Source organism: Flavobacterium alkalisoli, assembly GCF_008000935.1.
GTDB classification, from domain to species: Bacteria; Bacteroidota; Bacteroidia; order Flavobacteriales; family Flavobacteriaceae; genus Flavobacterium; species Flavobacterium alkalisoli.
Genome location: NZ_CP042831.1, coordinates 2,612,073 through 2,634,361, shown reverse-complemented (window position 1 = coordinate 2,634,361; position 22,289 = coordinate 2,612,073). Strand labels below are relative to the sequence as shown.

General features: G+C 44.9%; 22 protein-coding genes. 12 read left to right on the top strand and 10 right to left on the bottom strand.

Features of this window, described 5'->3' with window-relative positions; all coding sequences use genetic code 11:
* Positions 1-20 precede the first annotated feature (20 nt).
* The 9 genes from FUA48_RS11945 to FUA48_RS11905 form a co-directional block, all read right to left on the bottom strand.
* Positions 21-1,043 (bottom strand): Atu2307/SP_0267 family LLM class monooxygenase, encoded by a 1,023-nt coding sequence (locus FUA48_RS11945; RefSeq protein ID WP_147583745.1) that lies wholly within the window; start codon positions 1,041-1,043, stop codon positions 21-23.
* A 76-nt stretch (positions 1,044-1,119) separates the two neighbouring features.
* The gene (locus FUA48_RS11940) at positions 1,120-1,434 is read right to left on the bottom strand and encodes a MoaF-related domain-containing protein (protein ID WP_147583744.1); all 315 of its coding nucleotides are present in this window, start codon (positions 1,432-1,434) and stop codon (positions 1,120-1,122) included.
* Positions 1,424-1,813 carry a nuclear transport factor 2 family protein gene (locus FUA48_RS11935; protein ID WP_147583743.1) on the bottom strand — a complete coding sequence of 130 codons (390 nt, stop codon included), beginning with the start codon at positions 1,811-1,813 and terminating at the stop codon, positions 1,424-1,426. Before FUA48_RS11935 ends, FUA48_RS11940 begins: the two co-directional genes overlap by 11 nt.
* Before the next feature lie 88 nt (positions 1,814-1,901).
* A complete protein-coding gene (locus FUA48_RS11930; RefSeq protein ID WP_147583742.1) occupies positions 1,902-2,795 on the bottom strand; it encodes a pirin family protein in 894 nt (297 codons plus the stop codon).
* 15 nt (positions 2,796-2,810) lie between these two features.
* Positions 2,811-3,170: a nuclear transport factor 2 family protein gene (locus FUA48_RS11925; RefSeq protein WP_147583741.1), complete on the bottom strand. Its 360-nt coding sequence runs from the start codon at positions 3,168-3,170 to the stop codon at positions 2,811-2,813.
* 59 nt (positions 3,171-3,229) lie between these two features.
* On the bottom strand, positions 3,230-3,889 hold the full coding sequence (locus tag FUA48_RS11920) for a hydrolase (RefSeq protein WP_147583740.1): 660 nt from the start codon (positions 3,887-3,889) through the stop codon (positions 3,230-3,232).
* A gap of 62 nt (positions 3,890-3,951) precedes the next feature.
* The gene (locus FUA48_RS11915) at positions 3,952-5,130 is read right to left on the bottom strand and encodes an amino acid ABC transporter substrate-binding protein (RefSeq protein WP_147583739.1); all 1,179 of its coding nucleotides are present in this window, start codon (positions 5,128-5,130) and stop codon (positions 3,952-3,954) included.
* 421 nt (positions 5,131-5,551) lie between these two features.
* Entirely contained in the window at positions 5,552-7,675 is a 2,124-nt protein-coding gene (locus tag FUA48_RS11910; protein WP_147583738.1) for a sigma 54-interacting transcriptional regulator, read from the bottom strand.
* A gap of 301 nt (positions 7,676-7,976) precedes the next feature.
* Entirely contained in the window at positions 7,977-8,552 is a 576-nt protein-coding gene (locus FUA48_RS11905) for a Crp/Fnr family transcriptional regulator (protein ID WP_147583737.1), read from the bottom strand.
* Positions 8,553-8,851: 299 nt separating this feature from the next.
* Here FUA48_RS11905 and FUA48_RS11900 point away from each other — a divergent pair, with 299 nt between their 5' ends.
* The 7 genes from FUA48_RS11900 (at position 8,852) to FUA48_RS11870 (ending at position 15,312) form a co-directional block, all read left to right on the top strand.
* Entirely contained in the window at positions 8,852-9,607 is a 756-nt protein-coding gene (locus tag FUA48_RS11900) for an SDR family NAD(P)-dependent oxidoreductase (protein ID WP_147583736.1), read from the top strand.
* An 82-nt stretch (positions 9,608-9,689) separates the two neighbouring features.
* Positions 9,690-10,271, top strand: coding sequence for a TetR/AcrR family transcriptional regulator (locus FUA48_RS11895; protein WP_147583735.1), 582 nt, complete (start codon positions 9,690-9,692; stop codon positions 10,269-10,271).
* Between the two features lie 113 nt (positions 10,272-10,384).
* Complete coding sequence (locus FUA48_RS11890) at positions 10,385-10,948, top strand: TetR/AcrR family transcriptional regulator (RefSeq protein WP_147583734.1); 564 nt, start codon at positions 10,385-10,387, stop codon at positions 10,946-10,948.
* Positions 10,949-11,013: 65 nt separating this feature from the next.
* A complete protein-coding gene (locus FUA48_RS11885; protein WP_147583733.1) occupies positions 11,014-11,979 on the top strand; it encodes an alpha/beta fold hydrolase in 966 nt (321 codons plus the stop codon).
* A gap of 132 nt (positions 11,980-12,111) precedes the next feature.
* Positions 12,112-13,254: an L-dopachrome tautomerase-related protein gene (locus FUA48_RS11880; protein ID WP_147583732.1), complete on the top strand. Its 1,143-nt coding sequence runs from the start codon at positions 12,112-12,114 to the stop codon at positions 13,252-13,254.
* A gap of 100 nt (positions 13,255-13,354) precedes the next feature.
* On the top strand, positions 13,355-14,293 hold the full coding sequence (locus FUA48_RS11875) for an NADP-dependent oxidoreductase (RefSeq protein ID WP_147583731.1): 939 nt from the start codon (positions 13,355-13,357) through the stop codon (positions 14,291-14,293).
* A 179-nt stretch (positions 14,294-14,472) separates the two neighbouring features.
* The gene (locus FUA48_RS11870; protein ID WP_147583730.1) at positions 14,473-15,312 is read left to right on the top strand and encodes a helix-turn-helix domain-containing protein; all 840 of its coding nucleotides are present in this window, start codon (positions 14,473-14,475) and stop codon (positions 15,310-15,312) included.
* A 425-nt stretch (positions 15,313-15,737) separates the two neighbouring features.
* Here the strand turns inward: FUA48_RS11870 and FUA48_RS11865 are convergent, their stop codons facing one another.
* Positions 15,738-16,688 carry a hypothetical protein gene (locus tag FUA48_RS11865; RefSeq protein WP_147583729.1) on the bottom strand — a complete coding sequence of 317 codons (951 nt, stop codon included), beginning with the start codon at positions 16,686-16,688 and terminating at the stop codon, positions 15,738-15,740.
* Between the two features lie 485 nt (positions 16,689-17,173).
* On the opposite strand from FUA48_RS11865, the gene FUA48_RS11860 reads away from it, so the two are divergent.
* The 5 genes from FUA48_RS11860 to FUA48_RS11840 are packed head-to-tail and all read left to right on the top strand — an operon-like array spanning position 17,174 to position 22,248.
* A complete protein-coding gene (locus FUA48_RS11860) occupies positions 17,174-17,647 on the top strand; it encodes a Dps family protein (protein WP_147583728.1) in 474 nt (157 codons plus the stop codon).
* 5 nt (positions 17,648-17,652) lie between these two features.
* On the top strand, positions 17,653-18,315 hold the full coding sequence (locus FUA48_RS11855; RefSeq protein WP_147583727.1) for a YoaK family protein: 663 nt from the start codon (positions 17,653-17,655) through the stop codon (positions 18,313-18,315).
* A 15-nt stretch (positions 18,316-18,330) separates the two neighbouring features.
* Entirely contained in the window at positions 18,331-20,550 is a 2,220-nt protein-coding gene (locus tag FUA48_RS11850) for a tetratricopeptide repeat-containing sensor histidine kinase (RefSeq protein WP_147583726.1), read from the top strand.
* Positions 20,551-20,568: 18 nt separating this feature from the next.
* Positions 20,569-21,930: a sigma-54-dependent transcriptional regulator gene (locus tag FUA48_RS11845; RefSeq protein WP_147583725.1), complete on the top strand. Its 1,362-nt coding sequence runs from the start codon at positions 20,569-20,571 to the stop codon at positions 21,928-21,930.
* 18 nt (positions 21,931-21,948) lie between these two features.
* A complete protein-coding gene (locus FUA48_RS11840) occupies positions 21,949-22,248 on the top strand; it encodes a GNAT family N-acetyltransferase (RefSeq protein ID WP_147583724.1) in 300 nt (99 codons plus the stop codon).
* Positions 22,249-22,289 lie beyond the last annotated feature (41 nt).

Here is a 22,289-nt window from a genome sequence, read left to right as displayed (position 1 = left end):
AGTTTTGCATTTCAGATCTTTTACAGCTGCCCTTTTATCAGTGGTATAACCTCTGAACCTATCAATCCGATGGATTCCAGCAACTGTCCGTGCGATAAGCCGGCATTATCCATCTGAAAGGTAAACCGGTCCACGCCCCCGAGCGCCTTGCTGTGTCGTATCAGCTTCTCGGCAACCTGCTCGGGGCCACCCACCACAAGGGCACCCTGAGGTGCGGTCATGGCATCAAAGCCGGCCCTGGTCACAGCCGGCCAGCCCCGTTCCCTACCCAATTTGGTCCACTGCTCGGCATAACCTGGATAGTAATCTGCTATAGCCTTCTCATCACTGCGGGCTACATAGCCCGGTGAATGCAGTCCTACGCGCAAGTCCTGCGGTAAGAATCCTGCTTTTGCCCCGGCCTCCCTATAAAGGTCAACAAGGGGACGGAAACGCTCCGTTTCGCCCCCAATAACTGCGACCATCAGAGGAAGCCCGAGCATACCTGCCCGTACAAACGATTCCGGGGTACCCCCCACACCCAGCCATACCGGTAATTTTTCCTGAAGCGCCCTCGGGTAAACAGGCTGGTTGTCCAGTGCCGGGCGGAACTGTCCTTTCCAAGTGACAAACTCCTCATCGCGGAGCTGCAAGAGCAGGTCCAGCTTCTCCTTAAAGAGCGCATCATAATCCCTCAGGTCAAAGCCGAACAGCGGATACGCCTCCGTTGCCGAACCACGTCCCACAACCAATTCTGCACGCCCTTTGGAAATAAGGTCGATTGTCGCAAAATTCTGGTATACGCGTACCGGATCGGAAGTACTCAGTACCGTTACCGCGCTGGCAAGACGGATACGTGTGGTCCTTGCTGCGGCCGCAGCAAGGATTATTGCCGGTGCGGAATCCAGAAATTCCTTCTTATGGTGTTCTCCTATGCCAAACACATCCAGCCCTGCCCGGTCGGCGGCGGTGATCCTATCGAGTAACTGTTCCATAGCTGCTACACTGCTGAGTGTATTGCTGCCATATCGTGCCGAGGCAAAACTATCTATTCCGATTTCCATTATTCCTGCTTTCTTTTATGGGTTTAACTATTTGTATTTGCTAAAGTGTACCGAATGCGGGTAAGCGTTACGGTTCCTATAAGGGCTTTACAGTGCCCCTCATGGTATAAAAACTACCGTCAGGTAAGGTGGCATTGCTGTAGATCACGCCGTTTTGATGATCTTCCACATGGGTAACTGTCGCTCCGGAAGCTTCCTTCCATGCTATCATATATACATCGGGCCGTATTTCCGCCAGGGTGATAGCCACTCTTTCCGAATGGCCTTTATCAGTAAGGCCTCCACCATCTAAGACCGTAAATACCATACTGCTTTCCGATTCGAAATGCAGTTCCGTTTTCAGGATACCTACATCCATAAGGTACCTTTTGCCTGTTAGTTTATTTGCCATAGCCTGCGATATTAAATGATGTCATGGCATTACCGCTGGCCGATTCTGAGGCTGGGGTCTCCTGCTGTACTACATCCCAATGTTCCGCTATCTTACCGTCTTCCAGTCGGAAGATATCCACTACGATAACCGGGGCCGGACCCCAGCCATGGACAAGACTGTGGGTAATCACAATATCACCCTGCTCCACTATGATACCGGGCTGCCACTTAAATTCCTTATCAAGAAAGGGCAGCAGCTCTATCAGCCCCTTGTGTCCGTTTATCATTGAGGGATTGTGCTGCAGGTAGGATTCCTGCCAATAGCGCTCTATGGCACTGCTGTCCTTTTGGTGAAACAATTCATTCATTGCTTTCAGTACGATTTCTTTATTGTTCATTGTATCTTTATAATGATTAAAAATTTATTTTTTTTATTATCAGTAATTGCGGTTATGGTTGCTGATCAACAGCCTTTTCAGGGAAGGGCTAATGGCTACGCTTTTCAGAATCTCCCGATTCAGGCCGCTTTATACGTCCATACTTACCGGCATAATAGTCCCGGTATGCTTCCGCTATCCCGGCAGCACTGTTCATCACAAAGGGCCCCTCGGCCACAATGGGCTCCCTGTAGTGTTCTCCGCCAAAGAGCAGTACATCGGCATTTTTTCCTGTGGTGTTCTCCAATACAATCTCACCGGCATCACGGTCAAATTCCACAAACTCCCCTGTCTCATATTCTACGCCGTTAAGACTCATGTTGCCAATAGGCAAAACAGCGGCAACCTCGATATCCTGATCAAAGGAAAGGATGAAATTACCGGTAGGGTTCAGTTCTATATGATAAAGGAACTGCTTTGAGTAGTCCGGTATTCTCGAGTGCAGCTCTTCATAATCCCCGGCAATCACCTTAATGCTGCCATGGCCTCCGGGTAATGCTTTTTGAGGAACCTCGCTCCTTTGAATGGCCAGGTATTCCGGTTTTTCAGCCTTGTTCTCTGAGGGAAGGTTGATCCAGAACTGGAAGGCATGGGTGCTATTACCGCCGCTTTGTGAGTCGGTATTAAGGGTCTCATCATGAATGATTCCATTACCGGCCTTCATCCACTGGATACCTCCCGAATATACTTTTGCGTAATTACCGGCGCTGTCAAAATGCTCATCCTCACCTTCTATGATATAGCTTAAGGTAGCAATGCCCCTATGGGGATGCGCGCCGGTTCCGGTGTTACCTGCTGAGGACCGGACCTTCGGGACGATATGGTCCAGAAACACAAAAGGTCCTACCGCATCACTATACCTGTTGGCCAGAAGCCTGTAGATGGTCAGTTCCCCGATATCTGCCCGTTGTCCTTTTGTTGAAAAGCTTGTTTTCTTTTTCATATAAAAACCTTTAAATTAATCAAGGAACACATACAGGGACCTAATCCTCCCCTGCTCAAAAATGACAATGTCCATTCCGGTCTGCACCGGTGGTTTTCCCTTTGGGCCCACACCCCAGATCAGCCTGCCAAGATCATTATTAATGACAACGGGGCTGAGCCTGGTAAAAATAAAATCCCCTGGCATCTGAGCCAGAACACCACTCACGCTCTCATTTATAGCGCCGTATCCTTTTATGTGGTGATTAACATGAAACAAACCGCAGTCCTCCTCATAAAGGCTTTCAATTACCTGTAGTCTTATCTCGCTGTTACGCTGGTTCCAGACCTGCTCCAGATTCTTTTCCAAAACCGAAGCCAATGTTTTATTATCCATACCTGTTTTCTTAAGTTAAAAAAAGCCGCCCCTGACTCGTGCCAGGAACGGCAAACCTTTTATTGATTCTCTTTCGGCACCGGAGTTGCTAAAAGCTGTAGCTCCCAAGCCAGGGCAATACCGCTTGCCCCCATATGTTCCAAGACCACCTGGGAAAGCGCTGTAGCTGTTTCGGCGCGCGCCCAGTCACGTTGCCATTCTGACACCACCGCAATCCAGTTAATGGGCACTATCCCTACCTGGACCATACGGCGTACCGCCATATCATGCGCCTCCGCAGAGGTAGAACCACTGGCGTCAGTAACCACAAATACGTCATAACCTTCCCCTATTGCCTGAATGGCAGGCATGGCCACACATATCTCTGTCCATAAGCCCGCAATTATAAGCTGCTTACGGCCACTTTCTTTGACAATATCAGTTACCTTCGGGTCTTCCCAGGTATTGATAAAAGTCCTGTTGATGGGTTTTTGCTCCGGAAATACATCCTGAAGCCCTTTGATAATGTACCCCCCGCGCTCTTCAATAACGGTAGTTAGTAAGGTCGGCACGTTGAAAACTTTTGCCGCCTTGGCAAGCCCTACAACATTATTTATGACCATCGTGGGTTCATGACTGTTAAGGTTGGTAAATTGGTAAGGCTGATGATCGATCAGCACTACGATACTGTCTTCAGGTCGCAATAGCCCCTCAAGTCCGATTTTTGGAATTTTGTTCATAATTGTAATGATTTTGAGTAAAGATTTATTTAAAAAAATTGTGATACTAATTTATTTCCCCCTTAATTATCAGGGGAATAAGGATACATAAAGGTTCCGGAGGCATACGATTGGGGCGCTACGATAACCTGGGTTGCGTTGTCTTTAAAGGTTTCAATACTTTTGTTTCTTATATTCTGAAACTGAACCTGAACCACACGCGCCTGCTCCCATTCACCACCCTTTGCAAAGCGGATGGTGCCCATCACAGTCTCAAAGGCATTGCCCCTGCAGTATTCGGATAATTTTTCATCGTTCAAACTGCCGGTGTTTCTCACGGCCTGCTCCAGTACCTGTAGTTGTGCATAGGCCAAGGGTACCACGTAATAGCCCAGTAAATCCGTTTTTTCTACCATGGCCTGCCGCTGATACTCAGCAAGAAGCTCCCTGACACCGGTAAATTCCATTTTGGGCACCGGAACCCAATATTCATAATTGACAATACCGTTTAGAAGGGGGCCAAGGTCCGTCTTTACCGAGGCACTCTGCGGGCCGATCATGGCACCGCCCAGCATCTTGGGACGATAGGAACCGCTACTGATCGCCTTGATAAGCCCTACCGAATCACTCAGGTAGGAACAGATAAATAAGATATCGGCATTAACCCTGCCCAACTCTTCGATAACCGGGGTAAAATCAACCGTTGACAGGGGATAACGGAACTCTTTAATCACTTCCAGTCCGTACTTTGCCGCATTGGCCCTGGCCCCGATCACAGGGTTTATTGAAAATTCTGCCTCGGCGGAAAGCAATACCACCGTTTTGGGTGCGGGGCTTTGCGCGGCCGCAAGCTCAAAAAAACCCTCGGTAAGGGCCGTATTCGGACGCATTCCGGTGGGTATCATCGCAAAATAGTTCGGATACCCTAATTCGTTATTTACTCCCAGCCCCATCAGGCCGATCAGGAATTTTTTATGTTCCATGACAACAGGCATCGAGGCGGCAAGCGTATTGGTTCCGTAGCCACCCAAAACAAGATCTACCCGGTCATTATCCAGCAGGTCCCTGTAAATGGTGGCGGCGTGTGCTGCATCACCCCTGTCATCGATACAGGTTAGCATTACACTGCGGCCCAAAAGGCCGCCCCTGCTGTTGATATCCCGTTCCCAGATCTGATGCGTCAGCCTGGCAGCTTTTGCATTTTCAGATACCGGTCCTGTAAGGGAGAGGCTATAGCCGATTCGGATTGGAGATGTTTTCATGGCACTGTTTTTAAGTTTTCTAATAGATCCGGTAGGAATTCCCATCGGAACCGCTACCTGTAGAAATAGAACCTAATTCCGTGCCACACGAGTAAAACACTCATTAACAACATGTTACACAACAGGAAAGGATTATTATTTTTCTGATTTTTCGTAAATTTCTCATATTTAAGAAATTATTGATCTTTTATTTACCGCTAGGCAGATATAAAAACCACGATAATACAGGTATTGGGCTCAGGACAGCATAACTTATCGCAGCAGGAAGTTGAGTTGAGTCCCAAGCGGCAGGTGCCCGGGCGGATCAATGTAATGCGGGGAACAGAAATAATCGGATAGCAGGTTATACCCCATAGCCCGTAATGAAGGGGTGGATAGTATATGGTGGTTACTGTGCAACCGGATTCGGGGATTTTTTCGGTTATGTCTTTACCTTGAGCCCGACCTGCTTTTCAATGCCCAGCCGCTTCATTTTGGCAAATAAGGTCTTGTCTTTCATCTTTAGGATTGCCGCGGCACCGTTAGGCCCGCTGATGCGCCAGTTGGTATGGTCAAGCACCTCAATGATATAATCCCGCTGTTTGGTCTCAAAGGAAACAAAGCCACAGGGACGGACCAAAACATCCTTTTCGGGTATCCAGCTGCCCGGTCTTAGCGTTGTACCGTTTTCCACTATTACCGCACGCTCAATGAGATTTTCGAGTTCCCTGATATTACCGGGGAAGTCATAATTCATCAGACAGTCGATGGTCTGAGTCGATAAACGACGGAAAGCCTTGCCTGCCTTTGCAGCATATTTCTCCAGGAAAAACTGCGCCAAAACAGGAATATCGTCCCTGCGGTCACGTAAGGGCAGATTGTATATGGGAAAGACATGAAGACGGTAGTACAGGTCCTCTCGGAAAAGCCCTTCGCGAAGCATTTCCTTCAGGTCCCTGTTAGTGGCTGCTATGATACGGACATCCACCTTAATCGTCTTGGTTCCGCCCAGCTCGTCGAACTCACCTTCCTGCAATACCCGTAAGAGCTTGGGTTGAAGCTCAAGGGGCAACTCTCCGATCTCATCCAGAAAGATGGTACCCCCGTTGGCAAGGGCAAACTTACCCATCTTATTGGTTACCGCACCGGTAAAGGCACCCTTTTTATGGCCGAAAAGTTCACTCTCGATAAGCTCCTTGGGCAGGGTGGCACAGTTGATCTTGATAAGGGGACGGTTTTTTCTTCGGCTATTGCTGTGGATGGCACTGGCCAGTAATTCCTTTCCAGTACCCGATTCACCAGTAATGAGTACCGTGGTTTCGGTAGGGGCTACCTGATCGACCTGCATCAGTACCTTTTTGTAGGGTTCACTGTCACAGATTATGTTTTTGAAGTTGATTTTGCTGCTGATCTCCTCCTGCAGGTACTCATTCTCATTCTCAAGACGCTCCTTCAGTGACTTGATTTCCTGCAGTGCCTCGTAAAGCTCGAGATCACGCATCTTCTTCGCGGTGATATCGCGTACCACGGCGCAACTGTAATCAGCACCGTAATACTTCAGCTGGCTTGCGGTAATGTCCACCGGGAACTTCGTACCGTCTTTTCTGGAAACCAGCCATTCGAATCGGTGCGATCCTCTTTCCCGGAGTTCCCGGAAATGCGATTCCCAGAATTCCGGCGTAAGAGAAGGGTCAAGGTCAAACATCGTTAATCCGTCCAACTGCTTCTTACTGAAGCCCAGTTTTTCGATCAGTGATTCACTGTAGTGCAGTAATTCCGCCTTATCATTATAGACATAGATAAGATCCTGAGCATTATCGATAATGGTCTTATAGAGTGTGAGGTCATTCTCCTTCTGCTTGATCTCGGTGACATCCTGATACACACCCGATATCTTATAAATCTTATCGGCTTTCAGGATAGGCTTTGCGATTGCCCTGATATATCTTGGGGGGCTACCCTTAAGCTCAAAAACCTCATCAAACGCGACGCCTTTCCTCATGACCTGCCCCAGCAGGGTCCTAAACCGCTCGGTGTCGGCAAACTGATGAATAATTCGTGAAGGCAAAAGATCTTCAGTATCGTCGGTTCCGAATATATTCAGTGCACAGGCAGTTGCCATAAGCGATCCGTCCTGAAGGTTCAGTTCCCAACCGCCCACGCTTCCTATCACCCGGGTATTCTCTATCAGGTTCTTATAAAAACTGGTCTCGGTTATCTCCCTGAAAGTCGCACATATAAATCTATTCCCCCGAAATGAAAACTGCTGCACGAATACTTCTCCTGTATAGAATTTACCGTCTTTTGTCTTGTGTGTTGCAATAAAATTAAGACTTCCTTTTTGTACTACCTCTTCCCAATGCTGCTTCCAGCTTTCAGGCGTTACCGTAATATTAATATCTTCAATCCTAAGATAACTTATTTCTTTTCTGCTATAACCCGTTTCCTTACAGAACATTGTATTGGCGAATATGATTTTACCGCTACTATCCAGCCACACCACCTCATAGGGTAGATTATCCATCAAGGTTCCGGCAATATGCAATTCGTCACTGTAAATATCCATGATTAAATTTTTGAGATAAGTACCAACCTGGAGCCCTTCCTAACCATGATCACCTGAACGTCCCTCAGGTCCTGAACACCATTTTATTACTACAGGCAGTACAGGTACTTTGCTTTTGTATTCCATAAACACAGGAGGATAGCAGGGTTGCAGCGATTCTAATACAGCACTTATTGTGATTAAAGCAAAGCTATGCCATACCAAGTAAAAAGACGTAGACAAATGACGATAAAAGAGGAATCGATAAAGCACTACAGAATCAAAAAATCAAGCACCGGTTAATACAGATTAAAAGCTATTGCTACAGCGACTGTCTCCGTACCCGGCTTAAGGTATCCTTTGTAATCCCAAGATAGGATGCGATAAGGTGTTGGGGAAAACGTTGTAAAAATTCAGGGTAGCACGCTGCAAAATCATCATAGCGGGCTTTAGCGGAAGAACTGATCGAGGAGGCTATCCTTTTCTGGGAAGCGATACTGTATTTCTCATCGAGCCTCACTACAAACTCATTAAATATAACGGATTGCCTGCATAATTTCTCCTTATTTTCCTTAGTGATGATAAGCATTTCACAATCCTCACAGGCCTGAATGTTATATTGGGTAGGTGTAAGCAGCGTAAAGCTTTCGCGGTCGCCCGCCCACCAGTTTTCAATATAGAGGTTAATTACATGCTCTTTCCCTTTATCGTCGAGATAATACTTGCGCATGGAGCCCTTTACTATAAAGGCAAAATAATCCGCTATCTGCCCCTCTTGGAGCAGGTAGTGCCTTCTCTTTAGTTTCCTTGGAGTAAAATGACCGGCTATCATTTCAAAGTCCTTCTCTGAAATTAAGGCGGAAACATATCTGTTAAGGTATGCGTGCAGGGACTTCATTAAAATGGCATTTTATAACTACAAATTTAATGATTTTTTAAGTTTTCTTTCCGCGTCACCCTTTTTTGGGGTAAGTAACTGTTTTTTTAGGACTGAAATCCCTGTCTCATTACTTGACCCAAAAGCGGTAAATTCCCGCGAAAGGTAGTGGTTGTAGGGCAAAACGTCCCCTGCTGCTGATTCACTTACGGGTCCTGATCCGGACATTTGTTCATAAAATATATTTGGAATGTTTGTTCCGTTTACCTTATCTTTGCGGAACGATTATTCCGTAATTAATTTAAACAGTTAAAAAAAAAATGAGTACATTAAAAGACAAGATCGCCGTAATAAGCGGCGCAAGCGCAGGTATAGGTTTTGCTACCGCCAAGGAATTTATTGCCCAAGGTGCCAAAGTGGTGATCACGGGCCGCAATCAGCAGGCTCTGGATCATGCTGTAGCGACGCTGGGGCCCAATGCCTTGGGTATCCGCGCCGATGCCGCCAGTCTATCCGATACGGAAAATTTAGTGGAGGCAGTCCAATCCCGTTATGGTACGGTAGATATCCTGGTGGTCAATGCTGGGGTATCCTTTCAGCAGCCGGTAGGACAGCTTACCGAGGCCATTTTCGACACACTTACTGATATCAATTTTAAGGGGGCCGTATTTACAACCGAAAAGTTTATACCCATCCTTAACGATGGCGCCTCAGTGGTACACATTACCTCGGTTTCAGCCTATACGTTTGCTACCGGGACGAGTATATATTCTGCAAGCAAAGCAGCCCTAACAGCCTACAGCAAGTCGGCAGCAGTGGAACTGGCCGGGAGAAAGATAAGGGTAAATACCGTAGCCCCTTCCATGACCGAAACAGACATGATCTACAGGGGAGAGTTGGGAACCGAGGAAGTGCATAACTTCCTTAAAGAGAAATTCATGCCGTTCAAGCGTTTTGCCAGGCCTGAAGAAATCGCAGGGCTTATTACCTATTTAGCATCTGATGCCGCTTCCTTTATTTCTGGTTCTGAATTTACCATCGACAGCGGGGCCTCGGTCAACGCCGTACGTCTGTAATTTTTTTGCCTAAAAACGGAACATTCGTTCCTGAATTTATTATCTTTGCAGTGTAGTACTACTACACTGCAAAGATTTTTTTATGGCAAGGACAAAAGTATTTAACGAACACCAAGTATTGGACAAGGCTATGCACCTGTTCTGGCAGAAAGGCTATAACGCGACTTCTGCGCAAGACCTGGTAGACTATCTCGGCATAAGCCGCTCGAGCCTCTATGATACCTTCGGGGATAAACATTCCCTATTTGTAAAGGCCTTAAAGCAATACCGCAAAGAAAAGATTGATCCTGTGGTCACTACCGATGTCCCGGAGGATGTGGAGTCCTACATCAGGTTCTTTTTTGAAGCCGTTCAGGCCGAAGCCCTGGACAGTACAGCTTCTAAAGGGTGTTTTGTTATCAATTCGGTAGTTGAACTGGCTCCTGTTGATTCCGAAATCGCAGCCATTGCCAATGCCATTATGCACGATACCGAAGAGGCTTTATACAAAGCCATAAAAAAAGGACAGGATGCCGGTGTCTTCACCTCAAAATCGCCCGCCCGTTCCCTGGCTCGGTTTGTTTTTAACTCGCTCAACGGGCTGCGTGTTACCGTAAAATTTGATGCAGATAAAAAAATGTTTGAGGACATTGTAGCGGTCTGCCTGTCAACCCTGAAGCAATAGTAACCGGCATGCGGTACAGCTTTTTAGCTATCTGTTATTAAGGCCTATATTACGCTTACCTTTAAATTATACCGATCGTTTGGTAATTAAATTTTATTTTGTATCTTTGCCCTATGAGACCACAAAAGATAGACGATCAGAAATTACTGGAGGCTTTAACCCACACATTCCGCTTAAGGGGCTATGAAGGGGCAAGCCTGAAGGATCTTTCAGAAGCTACGGGACTAAAGAAAGCGAGCCTGTACCATAGGTTCCCGAAAGGGAAACAGGAAATGGCCGAAACCGTTCTAAAACACATGGAAGCTTGGGTAGCACAACACGTATTCCAGGCACTGCAGCAACCGGACACCCCCGCTGAAATCCGTCTGACCGAAGCACTGTCCCACATCAGGACACTCTACAACAACGGGCACGACAACTGCATATTTAAAGCCTTCTCGATGCAGGAAGCATCGGACCTGTTTGAGCCCCTCATTAACAGCGGCCTAAAAGACTGGCTGGATGGTTTCACGGCATTTGGCCAATCAGCTGGTTTCCCTCCTGCTAAAGCAAGGGATATGGCATTAGCTACACTTATAGCCATTCAGGGCAGCCTTATACTGAGCAAGGGACTAAATAATACGCTTATTTTTGAGAATACCCTGAAGGATATCTACATAAAGTATCTAAAAGAATAAAAAAATTTAATCATATATTTTACCAAACATTCGGTAATTAATTTTAATCTTAACTCTAAAAAACGATGAGAAAACTAATTTCAATAAGCCTGATACTGCTACTACTTAGCTGCGGGCAATCAGAAAACACACCGCAAACAGAAAGTGTGACAACAGAAAATGAATCAGACGGACAAACCACAAAGTTCAGGACACTGGAAATCGAAGGTATCACCATAGCATACCGTGAGGCCGGAAACCCTAAGAATCCAACGATTGTCCTGCTGCACGGCTATCCCTCATCCTCACATCAATACAGGAAGGTACTCGATGGCTTATCGGACGATTTCCATCTGATCGCACCCGACTATCCCGGATTCGGAAACAGTGACTTTCCGTCCTCTGAAGAATACGAGTATACCTTTGACAATATGGCAAAAACCATCAATGCGTTTCTGGAAAAGAAAAAAATCACCTCCTATGCCATCATGATGCAGGATTACGGTGCTCCCATAGGTTTCAGGATAGCTACTGCAAATCCGGAAAGGGTTACAGCCATAATCACTCAGAACGGAAACGCCTACGAGGAAGGTCTGGGGGAGGCATGGAAAGGCATCAGGGACTTTTGGGCTGACAGAAATGAGCATACCGAGAACGCCCTGCTGCCGGCCTTTACTATGGAAGGCCTGAAGTGGCAATACACCCATGGCACAAGAAATCCTGAAAACGTGAATCCCGACACCTGGCACCTTGACTATCTAAGAATGTCCCGCCCAAATGCACACCGGATTAATCTTGACCTGTGGTACGACTATCAGAATAACCTGAAACTTTACCCGAAATGGCAGGAGTATCTCAGGACACATCAGCCTCCCGTTCTGGTGGTATGGGGAAAAAATGATGAATACTTTCCTGAAAGCGGTGCTGCCGCATTTAAAAAAGATGTCAGGAACATAGACTACAACATCTACGATACGGGTCATTTCGCCCTGGAAGAGAATGCAGAGGAAATTATGGAAAAGATCAGAGCATTTATGAAAAAGTCGCTCTAACCCCCTGAAAACAAGACCAAGAAGTAATGGAAAGATACGGCTACCTTATTTTATACCGGTAAAACCTAAATATTTACCCCTATGCATCCCGGTATCTTTACTAATTTTGCATTAAACCTAAATTGTAAGCTCATGAAAGGCAAACTATTGCTACTAACAGGCATACTGTCACTTCTGGTGGCAGGATGCAATAAAAAACCTGATCAGGGAGCAGACCCTTCCCTCACAACGGCCCATGCTTCAGAGGATACTACAAAGTCTCCCGTTCTGGAAGAGGTCTTCAGTGACAGTACCTACCAGCTGACAGGGGTAGCCGTATCACCGGACGGCCGCTTGTTTACTAATTATCCGTATTGGCTGGAGCATCATGCAGCTTCCGTAGTCGAGATCAGGGAAGGAAAGCCTCTGCCTTATCCGGATACCGGGTGGAACAGTTTTCAGAAAGGCGATCAGGGCTCCGATACCTTTGTTTGCGTACAGGCTGTAGTGGCCGACGACAAGGGATACCTTTGGATCGTCGATGCGGCCGGCATCGGACTCGGACCCGTATACAAAAAAGCCAATAAGGTCGTGAAGGTCAGACTTTCCGATAACAGTATCGAGCGTATCTACAGGTTTCCTGAACAGGTCGTCGGGACAGACAGCTATCTTAACGACATCAGGGTTGACAACACTAACGGTTATGCCTATATGACCAGCTCTTCCAACGGCGGAATAGTTGTGCTCAATATTGTTTCTGGGGAATCCCGTTTTGTACTGCACGACTCTCCGAGCGTAAAATCCGATCCCTCCTACCATTTTACCTTTAACGGTAAGGAATTCGCCATGGCCGATGGAAGTATTCCTAAAATCCACTCTGATGGTATTGCCCTTTCACCGGATAAGGCTTGGTTGTATTACAAGCCGCTGACCGATGACAAACTCTACAGGGTGGAGACGAAACTTCTTAGGGATTTTGCCACTCCGCTGAAAACCATTGCCGGAAATGTACAGGACCTGGGTCATTTCGTGACAACCGACGGAATGGTATTCGATAAGGCCGGTAACCTCTATTTCGGGGATCTGGAGCGAAGCAGTATTGTGAAGATCACACCCGATCTGGAAATGCACACACTGATAACCGATCCTGAAAACCTGATATGGCCTGACAGCTACAGTGTTTCCCAAGACGGATACCTATACATTTCCCTGTCACAGATACAGCTCATGCCATGGTTCAACAATAACGTCGACAAAACAGAAAAACCCTATAGGATCGTGCGTCTAAAAATCTGATACAATACCGTATTACAGGCCATAATTTATAAAGAAGCCATTTCCTCGATCCCGGAGAAACCGACAGATAATAAAAATAGTAATCAAAACAGATAGCAACATGAAAGCAATACTTATAAACGAAGCAGGGACCACCGATAAACTCACATATAGTGAAATACCAGTTCCGACAATCACCGCTGATGAAGTCCTTGTAGAGGTGAAAGCAATCAGCATCAACCCGGTTGATATAAAAAGCCGTGCCGGTAAAGGCGTATACGGCAGGCTTAAGGAAGAGCTGCCCATTATCTTAGGCTGGGATATCAGCGGTATTGTTGTGGAGACGGGAACTGATTCCGGCTTCAAAAAAGGCGATGAGGTATTCGGTATGGTAAACTTCCCCGGACACGGCAAGGCCTATGCCGAGTACGTTACAGCACCGGGCAGCCAGCTGGCACTTAAGCCAGCTAACATATCCCATGGCGAAGCGGCTGCCGCTACCCTTGCGGCCCTCACCGCGTACCAGGCACTGGTACACAAGGCACAGGTAAAGCGTGAAGATAAGATCTTGATCCATGCCGCCTCGGGAGGCGTAGGGCACTTTGCCGTTCAGATGGCCCGACATCTTGGCGCTGTTATAACAGGGACCTCCTCGGGAGCGAACCGTGAGTTTGTACTGGGACTTGGAGCTCAGGAACATATCGATTATCACGGCTATGACTGGAAAAATGCCCCTTCGGAATTTGATTTTGTTTTTGATACCGTAGGTGGGGACAACATTGACAATTCCATCGCTGTTGCCAAGGCCGGGGGAACCGTGATAAGCATCCCAACCGGACTTAGCGAGGCCGTAACGGAAAAAGCGGCGGCCAAAGGCGTAAACGGCTATTTCTTTCTGGTCTCATCCAGCGGGGACGATATGAAGGTTATTGCGGAGTGGCTGGCCAAAGGATATATCAGGTCGCATGTTTCCGAAGAGTTCGCTTTTGGCGAAATGGCTAAGGCACACCAACATATTGAGACCGGCAGGACAGTCGGCAAAATCGTTGTAACCCTGTAATAATTGCGGCAGGCGCCGGAACTCAACCCCTAAGCACGAGGGACTACGCTTAATGCAATCCTCTCCCCTATCCTCTCGCATCATCCTGCGTCCTAGGAAAGGATGCAACACTCTCGCTCGTAAATGGGTAAAAACTGTTATATTTGTTTTTACCCATTGCCTTACAAAAAAAACAGGTTATGCACATCGAAAACTCTTTAATGCCCTTTGACATTGAAAAAGAAACCCTGACCCTATGGAGCCGCAGGCCCCATAAGCATAATTTCTTTGAACTCGTCTTTATTGAGGAGGGAACCGGTAAACAATGTATAAACGGTACTCTTCTTCCCTATCAGGATGAAAGTATTTTCCTTTTGCCACCATACGATTGCCATTCCTTTGAAATTGAATCGGAAACTACTTTTGTCTTCATCCGTTTTAATGCCCTTTTCTTTAAGGAGGACAAACGAACTTTGATGGATTATAGCCAATGGTTCGCTAACCTCCATTTTATCTTAAGCAGCTACAATCGAATACCTGGCGATATCATCCATTCCGATTCCGACAGGGCTGTGATGACCAGCCTTATTCGAAGCATGCAAAGGGAAAAAGAGCAAAACAGCGCGTCGGAGTCCATCCTGCGAACCAATATGGTGGCCCTGCTTAATCTACTACTGCGGAATTTTGAGAACAGCTTTCTGGAAAAGCATCAGGACAAAGATCTTCAGACACGTGATTTACTGCAGTACATCCAGTACAACCTCTTTGATAACAGTAAGCTGAAAACCGATATAATAGCTGATGAGTTTAAGTTATCACCCAACTATGTTGGTGAATACTTTAAAAAAAAGACCGGGGAAAGTCTTAAGGAATACATTCTTAAGGCCAGGGTAAATGTGGCGCAGAGCCGGATTGAATACTCGGGACAGAGCCTGAAAGAGATAGCCTATGACCTCGGGTTCACAGATGCCAGCCACATGACCAAAGTAATCAAGAAATATTACGACGATGCGGGGACTTCCTGCAGCAGCTTTGCGTGATCTTCACCATCTGTATCCCTCACAATTGACATTCTAAAAAGGTTACCTGACTAACAACTATCCCTAACTAGGGTGTGGTCTGTTATTTCCTTAAAAAAATATATCTTTCCCTGCTCCTTTTGGGAGCACGTCCTTAAACCTGCAGAACATCCAACGCTATAAGATCGTAATCCCGATACAGATACAATGTTTGGCGGAACCGACGCTCCGCAAGCTGCTTTATCATTAACCTGCCTTCTCTGCCCACACTAATACGTCCCGACAGGTGTCGGTCCCATCAAAAAATAAATTAAGGTATTTAGTTTAAGGCCCTTTTTTGAGAAGTCTAATGGTTTTAACACTATTAATTATGCTGTTACGCAAGATTATCCCTGTTTTTCATCATGTATAGACTCTTCTTTTAAAAAATTCATTAAATTAATCCTTTAGTACTTTAAGACGTAAATCCTTTTATGTTTATAATCCCATACAGTCTTAAATTTTGCGAAAAAACGGTGAGCAATAAGTAAAAAATTATCTTCTGTTAACCCTATAGCTTTTCTAACAGGACTAAAATCCCCTTCAAATTTATCGATTGCTATAAAATCTGTCACCAGATCAGCGTCCATTTTTACTTTATTCAATGAAAACAGGTTAGTACCATAACCGTCTTTTCCATAATTTATAAGATTTTTTTCCCTTATAAGTTTCTTAGCGTCATTGTCGGTTATTGCTAATAATCCATAACTGCCACCTGTATCGAAAAGTCCGAGAATATCAATATCAGTTACCTTCATTTTAATAATCGGAATATTGGGTTGATTTCTAATTTCAAAATCCAATATGGCCAGTATTTTTTCTCCATTAAGAAAATCTTTTGACAATTCTCTTACAGAAGTATTTTTGTAGAACGTAAGTTTTCTCTTAATATAATCGAGCTTGAACAGGTATCCCTCGAAAAAATCGAAACCTATATAGCCTATACAATCAGGCGTGATTCGATTCTGCAAAAAATCCAAATTAGCACTTTCAATCTGTTTTAGGTTCTGAAAATGTAAGCCATTTACTAAACGTACCTCTTTAATGGTATCATTGGTATACACTTTAAATTTTTGACCGCTCGCAACAAAACCATTCCCTGATTCTCTTTGGGAGGATAAGGGAACCATGTTATTATTGATTTCCAAAGCTTCCTGCTTACCGGTATCAAACATAAACTTACCTTTAACACCGTTTACTTCACCGGAAATAAACGGAAAGGCATTCACAAGTGTCAGGGGAAAGGAAATGCTGTCTGCTGCCAGTCGGAATTCCTGCTGTATGGCGGATTGATCTGGATTTTGGGCCTGTAAAAAAGCAGTCATTATTAAGAATGCCAGTGTGTAAATTGTTTTCATGTTTAGATTTTTTATTTAAGGTCTGTCTACTATTATTTTGCAATAAATGTTGGGGCCACAGTATCAACATCCTCCTGACCTACCGGAGCAGCTGTAGTTACCACAAACGACTATTATAGTACAATTTTCACACCATACATATAAACAACTAATTACCAGTAATTTATAGTGTTTACTGTATTTTTTATTTACTATTTTTAGTCATTTTCTATTATTTAATAAAAACTCGACAGCCAGGTCCCGATAGACTTTTGGACGTACACAGAACGTTATCTTATAGGTAAAAGAATGAAACCAAATAACACTCCCTTAACATACTATCCATAATTTAACTATATATCGTAAAATAAAAAAAATCCAAAAAAAATCAAACAACTGAAAAACAGAGCATTAAAACAAATGGCAACAAATTCGCTTATACCGTAAGTGTTTAAACATTTCAATCGGCTTAGCTCCGCAAGGCTGTTAACATCAAATAAAGAATTATGGAATCATTTATTGGCATCAGGAAAGAAAATATCCTACAGGTCACCGACTCGCTCAGCAAACTGCTTGCAGACGAGTTTCTGCTGTACACCAAAACCCGAAACGCCCATTGGAATGTAGAGGGAAACGACTTTTACAACAAACATCTCTTCTTTGAATCCCAGTATCGCCAACTCGATGAAATTATGGACAGTGTAGCCGAAAGAATACGAACTTTGGGACACTATGCCCCGGCTACCTTAAAAGACTTTTTAGAGTTAACCCAGTTGACCGAAGTATCAAGGTCGGAAAACAACGGTCCCGGATTTATCAGGGATCTTTTAATGGATCATGAGAGCATTATCATGTTCCTTCGCGAAAGGATTGACCTTTTTGCTGCTGAGCTAAAGGATTATGGCACCAGTGATTTCATTACATCACTGATGGAAAGCCATGAAAAAATGGCCTGGATGCTAAGAGCTCATCTGAAATAAAACCAATGAGATTCCAAGGTATACATTACACGACCCTGCTTCTGTCGGCTGTTGCGGGTTATTGCGACACGGTAACCTTTGTCGCCGGTGACACTATCTTCTCGGCCCATGTAACCGGTAACTTTATTGTTTTTGCCTATCAGATCATCAAAGGCGGGGATATACAGGCATGGATAAAATTAATTACCTTTCCTGTCTTTATTATCGCGGTAATGTGCGGGGGTCGGCTGTCTGAGAAATCTGGCGAAAAGCGCCGGATCCTGTTAGCCGAAGCGTTGCTATTAGTTGTGGCAGGTATTCTGGCTTATGTTTATCCCGAAAGTAATAACAAGGGAATAATGTACCTTTACGTAATGATTGTTGTTTTTGCCCTAGGGCTGCAAAATGCATTTGGGAAACTGTTCCCTAAAGCCACGTATGGACCCACAACGGTTATGACAGGCAATGTCACTCAGGCATCACTGGACATACGCAATCTACTGATAAACAGAACTGTTGCCCCAGTCGCCCTTATCAGTATTAAAAAGCAAGCCATTGCAATAACGGGGTTTCTGACAGGGTGTGTATCGGGTGCTTTGTGCGCAGCTGAATTCGGGCTGAAAGCGATACTTGCAGCAGCCCTGCCAATGCTGCTGTGTTATCTCGACGAAAGAAGGAATATTGAATAATTTTAACTTAAAAAAATGGTATATCGAATAGTACTTATACTTGCCTTGTTGTTTCCGCTCAAATCCATTGGTCAGCAAACCGATGATGAGAAAATGCATGCGCTGGTGGAGAAACTGCAACATGGTGAAGATAACCAGGAGAAGGCAGATAAGCTGTTGGAAGCGGTACACTATTATCTGGAGAAGGATAAACATTCCAAAGAAGATATGGACCGTGTTGTTTTACTGAACCGCAAGGCAATGCAGATCAGCAGAAAACTCGACCTTAAAAATACTATTGCCCAAAGTATGCTGCTTGATGCGGAAATAGCAATTAAAAAAGGTGATACCATTACAGGAAACAAGTTAAAACACAAGGCGCTGAATTATGCAAAAAAATACAATCTCAATAAAGAAGCTGCCAATATTTACTCCTCTCTGGGTTATTTTGCCTCAAATAACGGCGACCCGAATTCTGTTAACTATTTCATTAATGCGGCATCATTATACAAACAAGCGGGTAAGATTGATAAAGAAGCGGAAATGTATTGTAAACTATCCATTATTTTTAATAGTATGGATAAGCCTGCTACATCCATAAAATATGCCTTACAGGCTGTTGAAATCAAAAAAAAACTGGAGGATGCAAACCTTTTTCAGGAGTACACAGTACTTGCTATGGATTACAGGGTTCAGGGGAATTATGAACAAGCGCTATCCTTTGCTCTTAAGGCCGAAAAGACGATGGACAGCGTCAAGGTTGGCGGCTTATGGGTAAGTCTGTTGTACGATCTTTTGGGAACCATATATTCTGAACTTAACTTCTATGATAAATCGGTTGAATACTACAAGAAAGCCATCGCCGTATCAAAAGAGAACAATGATACCGAAGGAGTAACCGCAATAACAATAAACACCGCCCGAAGCCTGTATCACAGAGGAAAGATTACAGAAGCGCTGGAAGTACTGGATAATGGTTTTCAGTTTTACCATAGCAGTGATTGTGATGTGGAATACCATTCATTATACATGCTGATATACTGTAAACTGAAGCAGTACAATAAAGCCAGGCACTATTATGAGCAACTTCTGAAATGCAGCAATAATCTTGAAGGAAGGCCCCATATAGAGCAGGAAAAAATCTATTATGCCATAATAAGCTACCTGACACAGACCGGACAGGCCGACAAAACCTACTCTTACATCGGCAAACTAAAAGAGCTGGCAAAAGTACATAATGACCTATATAACCTGTCGCAGCTGGAACATACCCAATTTCAGTCCGATTCGGCTACAGGCAATTATTTAGGTGCTATTCAGCATCTGAAGAATTATAAAACTTTTAATGATTCCCTTTTTAATATCAATAGCTCCAAACAGTTTTCAGACCTACAGTTACAATACGAGACCGAGAAAAAAGATAAGAACATCAAGCTCCTGACACAGCAAAGCGAGCTGCAGCAAACAAAACTGGAAAAGGAAATGGTAATACGCTATATCTTTATCGGGAGTTTGGTTATATCCTTCATAATCCTTGCACTGGTCTACAGCGGGTATTGCATCAAACGAAAAACGAATGCGGTCCTGGAGGCCAAACAGGAAGAAATAAACCGCCAGAACAAAAAGCTGCGCAACCTGGTAGAGGAAAAAGAGTGGCTCCTGAAAGAGATTCACCACAGGGTTAAAAACAACCTGCAGATCGTGATCAGCCTATTAAACACGCAGTCGGCCTATCTTGACAATGAGGATGCCCTGCAGGCCATTCAAAACAGCCAGCACAGAATGCATGCCATGTCGCTTATCCATCAAAAGCTGTATCAGACCGATAATCTTGCAAGTATCAATATTTCCTGGTATATACAGGAATTGACAAACTATCTTAAAGACAGTTTTGATAATGACAACAAAATACGGTTTGAACTCAACATACAATCGGCAGAATTAGACGTGGCACAAGCTGTACCGCTCGGTCTCATCCTGAATGAAGCCATAAGCAACGCTATAAAATATGCCTTCCCCAACCAAAAGGGCATTATCACTATTACCTTTAAGGAGACCCAGGAAAACACATTCCTGTTACAGATTACCGATAACGGTGTCGGCCTCCCCGAAGGGTTTGAACTTACTGAACTGGATTCCCTGGGTATGAACCTTATGAGAGGGCTGGCCGAACAGCTTGACGGAGCATTTGACATTACCACCGGCAACGGTGTAACCATAACGATACCATTTACGAAAAGAGGTACTGATATTTAAGCAAAATGACAGATGAATATGAATGAAAAAATACTGATTGTTGAAGATGAATTTATAGTTGCCAATGACCTGAAAATGATATTGAAAAAAGGCAACTACAATGTGATGGGGATAGCCTCTTCCGCAACGCAGGCAAGAACCATGATTGCGGCCAAAAGACCCGACTGGGTCCTGCTGGATATCATACTTAAAGGCAACGAGACGGGAATAGACCTCGCCAGGGAACTGGCAGCGGTAAAAATACCGTTCCTATTCATATCGGCCAATACGAATCAAAGCATCCTGGAGGCTGTAAAAAAAACAGGCCCGTACGGCTTTATGGTAAAACCCTTTAGGGAAAAAGACCTGTTGGTAATGCTCGATATAGCCCGTTACAGACATAAAATCGAAAACCAGCAGGAATTAAAAACGGGAGAGATAGAGCAGGCAGCCCCTGACTTTGGTGAGATTATCGGACAAAGCCCGAACCTTAAAGAGGTACTCCATAAAGTAAGTCTCGTTGCCCCCACGGATACTTCGGTACTGATTACAGGGGAAAGCGGCACGGGAAAAGAACGCATTGCCCACGCCTTACATAAGAACTCGGACAGAAAAAACAAACCGCTAGTTGTGGTCAATTGCGCCGCCTTACCATTGTCGCTGGTAGAGTCAGAACTATTCGGGCACGAAAAAGGAGCCTTCACAGGAGCCAACAGTCTGCGTACGGGCAAGTTTGAACAGGCCAATGGCGGAACGGTGTTCCTTGATGAAATTGGCGAGCTTCCCCTTGATGCCCAGGTAAAACTATTACGTGTGCTTCAGGAAAAGGAGATAGAACGCATTGGCGGAAACCATACCTTTAAAGTGGATGTGCGTATTATAGCCGCTACAAACCGTAACCTGGAAAAAGAAGTCGCAGAGGGTCGGTTCAGGCTCGATTTATATTACAGGCTAAATGTTTTCCCTATTGAGCTTCCTCCACTAAAAAACAGGAAAGACGACATCCTGTTGCTGGCCAATCATTTTCTTTTAAAATTCAACAAGGCAAACGGTAAGGGCATTACGGGGTTTAGCGACAAGGCACAACAACAGCTCTTACAATACAGCTGGCCCGGCAATATACGCGAACTGGAACACCTTATTGAGCGCAGTTGGCTTTTAGCCACAGGCCATGAAATCGATAGTATTGAACTGCCCGCGGACTCCGAAAGCTTGGGGGAAACCGCTCCGGGTGAACTATCCTCCCTGGAGGATATGGAACGTAAACATATCATGCAGGCCTTACAGGCCAGTGGCGGAAAGGTATTCGGATCGGGAGGTGCTGCCGAAATGCTGAAGATCCCCGCTACCACCTTGTATTCAAAAATGAAAAAACTTGGCATACAGCAGGAACATTATTAATTTCAAAATAAACAGATCATGACCGATATTAAATTGGAACTGGACGATAAAAAACACGGTGCTTTTTACCTTCATGAAGAGGGTAAAAAAATGGGCGAAATGGTGGTAAGCGTACGTGATAACAAATTAACGGTATACCATACCGAGGTAGACCCGGCAGCTGCGGGTAGGGGTTTCGCCGGATTACTCCTGGCAGAGATGGTAAAATATGTAAGGAAAAACAACCTTATGGTCATCCCACTGTGCCCTTATGTACACGCACAGTTTAAAAGGCACCCGGACACTTACCAGGATATCTGGTTTAGGGAAAATAAGTAAAACAAGCTAACCCGATAATTATTATTTTTACTGTACAAATT